This is a genomic window from Angustibacter speluncae (assembly GCF_054777815.1).
This window is the reverse complement of the sequence record NZ_BAAHAF010000077.1, coordinates 1-4,395: the sequence shown is the minus strand read 5'-3', so window position 1 is coordinate 4,395 and position 4,395 is coordinate 1. Positions and strand designations below refer to the sequence as shown.

Sequence of the window (4,395 nt, the reverse complement as noted above, 5' to 3'; positions counted from 1 at the left end):
GCTCGCCCGCGCGGAGCGGGAGTGGTCGGTCGCGGGCGCGGCGGTCGCCACCCTGGAGGCGCTCGTCGCCCTCGACCGCGCCGCCCTGGCCCAGGCGTCCGCCGCCCAGCGGCCGGCAGGCGTCGCGCAGCCCGGGGCCGTGGTGGGCGTGCCGGCGGTGTCCGGGGGTGCGGCCGACCCTCGCGCGCTCCAGGCGGTCGCCTTCGCGCTGGCCCAGCTCGGCGACCCCTACCGCTGGGGATCGACCGGCCCCGACACCTGGGACTGCTCCTCGCTGGTGCAGGCCGCGTACCGCTCGGCCGGCGTCGCGCTCCCCCGCACCTCGCGGCAGCAGGCGCTCGTGGGGCAGCGGGTGGCGCGCGCCGACCTGCTGCCCGGCGACCTGGTGGTGCTGGCCCGCGACCCCGCCGACCTGCGCACCGTGCACCACGTCGGGATGTACCTCGGCGACGGGCTGTGGGTGCACGCGCCGCGCACCGGCGACGTGGTGAAGGTGAGCCGCGTCCCCGTGGCGGGGTACGCCGGGGGCGTCCGCGTCGTCCCGGCGACCACAGGACCCGCTGCGCCACCGGCCCCGACCGACCTGCCCGCCCCGGCACCGACGTCCACGCCCACGCCGGAGCCGACGCCGACGCCCACGCCGGAGCCGACGCCGGAACCCGCGCCGGAGCCCACGCCGGAGCCCGCACCGACGCCCACCGACCCGCCCACCGACCCGCCCACCGACCCGGTTCCGCCCGGTTCGACCGGATCGGTCCCACCGATCCTCGGTTCTGCGGGAACAGCTGCGCGCGAGGAGGTATCACCGTGAGCCGCGCTGCGCTCCTGCTCCCTGTCAGACCCCAGGGCAGGAACGATCTCGGGAGCCACCATGACCGCCACCCCCGTCCAGCGACCGGTGACCCCGGTCGGACGACCGAGCCAGGAGAGGGAGCCGGTGACCCCGCTGGTGCAGCGCGCCGCCGCCGGTGACCAGGCGGCCTGGAACGCCCTCGTCGACCGCTACACGAACCTGGTCTGGTCGGTCGCGCGGTCGTACCGCCTCAGCAGCTCCGACGCCGGCGACGTCGTGCAGACCACCTGGCTGCGCCTGGTCGAGAACCTCGGCAAGGTGCAGGACCCCGAGCGGCTGCCCGGCTGGCTCGCGACGACGGCCCGGCGCGAGTGCCTGCGGGTGCTGCGCGCGGGCGGCCGCGAGCTGGTCGGCGTGGTCGACGACGCCGCGTTCGACGTCGTCGACGAGCTGGCCCCGGCCCTCGACCACGCCCTGCTGCAGGACGAGCGCGACGCCGCGCTCTGGCAGTGCTTCGCCCGCCTGTCGGAGCGCTGCCAGCGGCTGCTGCGCGTCCTGATGGCCACCGAACCGCCTGCGTACGCGCAGGTCTCGCAGGCGATGGGCATGCCCATCGGGTCGATCGGACCCACCCGCATGCGGTGCCTCGACCGGCTGCGCGAGATCACCTCCGCCGCCGGGTACGACTTCTCCACCCTCGAAGGGAGCCGGTGATGACCATCAGCACGCACGACCAGGACCTGCTCGTCCGACTGGGCGAGGTGGCCGCGCAGGCCGACCCCGTCCCCGACCTCGTGCTCGACCTCGCCCGGGCGGCGTGGGAGACCCGCGCCCTCGACGCCGAGCTGCTGCGGCTGGTCGCCGAGACCACCGGCGTCCCCGCCGGGGTGCGCTCGGTCGTCGACCAGCCTCGGGTGCTGAGCTTCGACGGCGGCGGCCTGGTGCTCGACCTCCAGGTCGAGCGCGCGGGCACCGGCGTCCGGCTCACCGGCCAGGTCCTCCCCTGGCCCGACGGCGGCGGCACCGTCACCGTCGAGCAGCCGGACGGCACCCGGTGCGACGCCGTCGTCGGCGACCTCGGCGACTTCGTCGTCGAGGGGCTCGCCCTCGCGCTGCTCCGGCTGCACCTGCAGCCCGTCGAGGGTGCCCCGCTCACGACCGGCTGGATCGCCCCCTGACGACCCCGGCTGCTCGCCGCCCCCCACCGACCCGACCCGGCCACCCGGGCCGGGCGCTCACGCGCGCTCGGTGCCCGGCAGGACCGCGAGCGCGCGCCCGACGTCCGGGACCGGACGGCCGAGGGCCAGGACGTGCTGCAGCGCCTCGCGCGCACCGACGCCCCGCTCGGCCATCGTCCGGGCGAGCAGGGCGACGACCTGCGGTGCGGCGAACGACGAGCCGCTCCACACCGCCCACGGGTGGCCCTCGTCCCAGCGGTCGGGTCGCGGGTCCTGCTCGACCTCCTCCTCGCCCGGCACGAAGGTCGAGACCACGCCCTCCCCCACCGCCGAGCAGTCGACCCAGTGGCCCCTGCTGGTCCACCGCGCCGGCTCGAGCTCGTGGGTGAGCGCGGCGACGGCGACGACGTCCTTGGCGGCGGCCGGGAAGCACGGCCGGTCGTCGCCGTAGTTGCCCGCCGCCGCGACGGTGACCACGTCCGGTGCCTCGCGCCGGATCACCTCCAGCGCCACCTGGATCGCGAGCAGCGGCTGGTCGTCGACGGTCTGCACCCCCAGTGACAGGTTGAGCAGGTGGGCGCCCGCGCGCACCGCGCGCAGCATCGCCCGCGCCACGTCGACCTCGCTGCCCACGCCGTCGCTGTCGATCGCCCGCAGCACCGAGACGCGGGCCGACGGCAGCACCTGCCGCACGACTCCCGCGACGAAGGTGCCGTGCCCGGCGCCGAAGTCGAGCAGCCCGTTGCCGTCCGGCCACGGGTAGGCGTCGAGCGGGTCGACGGCGTCGGCGCCCTCGAGGTCGTCGGTGCCGTCGAGCCAGCCGTCGTCCCGGCGGGCGTGGACGCCCGTGTCGATGACCGCGACGTGCGGACCGGCGGTGTCGACCTCGACGTCGCGGCGCAGGTCGACCTCCGTCGGTTCGGGTCCGCCGAGCCCTTTGATCACCACGCGCAGCGGCGTCACGTGCGCCACCGACGCCGGGTACCCGCGGTCGCGGACCTCGGCCGCGACCTGCACGAGCCGGGTCACGTCGGTGCCGGGGTCGCGGTAGAGCGTCACGCCGGGGACGTCGGCGAGGTCGTCGCGCGCGGCCGCGGGCAGCCGCTCGAGCACCGCGCGGTGGCCGGCGTCGGGCATGTCGGTGCGCACCACGAGCTCGCCCTCGACGAGCAGCACGACGCCGTCGCGCCCGCCCTGCTCGTAGGGCACGCAGGGCACCACGGGGGCCGCCGCGTCGCGCTTCGCCCTGCGCTGCACCACCGACGCGACGATCCGGCGGTCGAAGCCGTCCTTGGCGCGCTGGCGCGACAGGGCGCGCTCCTGCGCGGCGGCGGCGCGGCCGTCACGACGTCGCCGGTCGTCGGTGCGCGGGTCGGGGACGAGGAAGACCTCGTCCTGCTCGCAGTCCTCGATCACGAGGTCCCTCCGGGGTAGCGTCGGGCGTCCCGCGTCCGAGTGGAGGCATGCCGAGGTGGACGGCACCGACGCGACCATGCTCGCGGAGGCCGAGGCGGCCTACAAGGGAGTCCAGGGCAACCCTGGACGCTTCGGACCCGTGGCCGCGGCCCTGGTCGACCGCGCGCGCTCGGCCGGCGACGGCGAGGCGCTCGTGGTGGCGCTGCACGCCCAGGCCTGGGCCGAGCACGAGCTGCTGCGCAACGCCCGGGCCCGCGAGCTGCTCGACACGGCGGTGCGGCTGACGGCCTCGGCCGACCTGCCGGCACGACGGGCCGAGCTGCTCGCGAGCCGGGCGGCGGTGCAGCAGGAGCTCGGTCGCACCGCCGCCGCCCGCCGCGACCTCGCCGAGGCGGTGCGCGACGTCCCGGGCGCGCGCAGCGCGGCGCTGCAGTTCCAGCGCGCGGTGCTCGACCACACGGTCGGACGGCTGCGGCCGGCGGGCGAGCGCTACCGGCGGCTCCTGTCGTCGCCCGGGACGCCCGACGACGTGCGCGCCAAGGCCGCGAACAACCTCGCGGAGGTCGAGCTCTCCCGCGGGCGGCCGTCCGCCGCCGTGCCGTGGGCCGACCTCGCCGTCCGGCTCGCGCCCGCGCTCGGACCGGTGATGGTCGCCTACTGCACCCAGACGCGGGCGCGGGTGCTGGTGCGCGCGGGACTCGCGCGGCAGGGCCTCGCCGCCTTCTCCGCCGCCCGGACCGCCTACGAGACAGCGGGTCTCGACCTCGGTGAGCACCTCGTCGAGTACGCCGACGCCCTCCACGACCTGCGGCTGCTGCCCGAGGCGCTCGAGGCGGCGCGCGAGGGCGCGCGGCGGTCCGCGGCTGGCGGTGCGCCGCTGATGGCGGCCGAGGCGCTGGTGCGGGTCAGCCGGCTCGAGCTGGCGAGCGGTGACGCGGCCTCCGCCCACGCCACGGCGGCGCACGCCGACGACCTGTTCGCCCGGCAGGACCGCCTGCCGTGGCGGGC

The 4,395-nt window shown here is 77.3% G+C and carries 4 protein-coding genes and 1 pseudogene; 4 read left to right on the top strand and 1 reads right to left on the bottom strand.

Going from position 1 to position 4,395, the window contains the following annotated elements:
- From ACYVKY_RS09405 to ACYVKY_RS09395, 3 genes are all read left to right on the top strand, one after another.
- Window positions 1-811: C40 family peptidase (locus ACYVKY_RS09405; RefSeq protein WP_460434713.1), on the top strand; the 811-nt coding region annotated here is incomplete at its 5' end.
- A 60-nt stretch (window positions 812-871) separates the two neighbouring features.
- A complete protein-coding gene (locus ACYVKY_RS09400; RefSeq protein ID WP_460434712.1) occupies window positions 872-1,507 on the top strand; it encodes an RNA polymerase sigma factor in 636 nt (211 codons plus the stop codon).
- Window positions 1,507-1,971, top strand: a complete 465-nt coding sequence (locus ACYVKY_RS09395; protein ID WP_460434711.1) for a hypothetical protein — start codon at window positions 1,507-1,509, stop codon at window positions 1,969-1,971. Before ACYVKY_RS09400 ends, ACYVKY_RS09395 begins: the two co-directional genes overlap by 1 nt.
- Before the next feature lie 57 nt (window positions 1,972-2,028).
- On the opposite strand, the gene ACYVKY_RS09390 is transcribed toward ACYVKY_RS09395, so the two are convergent.
- Window positions 2,029-3,387 carry a S8 family peptidase gene (locus tag ACYVKY_RS09390; protein ID WP_460434710.1) on the bottom strand — a complete coding sequence of 453 codons (1,359 nt, stop codon included), beginning with the start codon at window positions 3,385-3,387 and terminating at the stop codon, window positions 2,029-2,031.
- A 55-nt stretch (window positions 3,388-3,442) separates the two neighbouring features.
- On the opposite strand from ACYVKY_RS09390, the pseudogene ACYVKY_RS09385 reads away from it, so the two are divergent.
- Window positions 3,443-4,395, top strand: a pseudogene (locus ACYVKY_RS09385) (CHAT domain-containing protein); the annotation flags it as partial.

What these genes read in the sequence shown, in the direction of transcription:
- ACYVKY_RS09400 (WP_460434712.1), top strand. Translation starts at nt 872, where the DNA reads ATGACCGCCACCCCCGTCCAGCGACCGGTGACCCCGGTCGGACGACCG.
- ACYVKY_RS09395 (WP_460434711.1), top strand. Translation starts at nt 1,507, where the DNA reads ATGACCATCAGCACGCACGACCAGGACCTGCTCGTCCGACTGGGCGAG.